1 pseudogene is annotated in these 507 nt (G+C 70.0%); it reads left to right on the plus strand.

The window, feature by feature from the left end:
* Nucleotides 1-91 precede the first annotated feature (91 nt).
* Nucleotides 92-448 (plus strand): annotated as a pseudogene (locus tag ACFU8W_RS51375) (amidohydrolase family protein); the annotation flags it as partial.
* Between the last annotated feature and the right edge of the window lie 59 nt (nucleotides 449-507).

Below are 507 nucleotides of genomic sequence, written 5' to 3' on the forward strand. Positions count from 1 at the left end.
CACACCCGCACCCCGCCACCCAGTCGGCAAGAAACAGCGCAAAACGGATATGCCTAGACGCAGCGGGGCTGAGCAGCAGCCTTAAAGATCAAGCTTAGTCCTGGACCCCTTGGGCAAGCCTCCGGTCCGCCCCCGTGCGCAGGACACCTGGGCCGCGGACCTGCGTTCCCTGGCCCGGCTGCCCAACACCGTGGCCAAGCTCTCCGGACTGGTCACCGAGGCCGACCGGTACCACTGGACCTCCGCGGATCTGCGGCCCTTCGTGATGACCGCGCTGGAGGCCTTCGGCCCACGGCGGCTGATGTTCGGCTCGGACTGGCCGGTGTGCACGCTCGCGGCCGACTACGGGCAGGTGATGGACACGACCCGCGAGCTCTTGGCGGAACTGGCAGAACACGAGCGCGCGGAGGTGCTCGGCGGAACGACCACCCGGATCTACAACCTCTGATACGCGGCAGGCAGGGACAGGAGGGGCGGGCGCCGCCGCGGCCCCCCCCCCAGGCCCCC

This window comes from Streptomyces sp. NPDC057565, assembly GCF_042801455.1.
In the GTDB taxonomy this organism is placed as follows: domain Bacteria; phylum Actinomycetota; class Actinomycetes; order Streptomycetales; family Streptomycetaceae; genus Streptomyces; species Streptomyces yanii.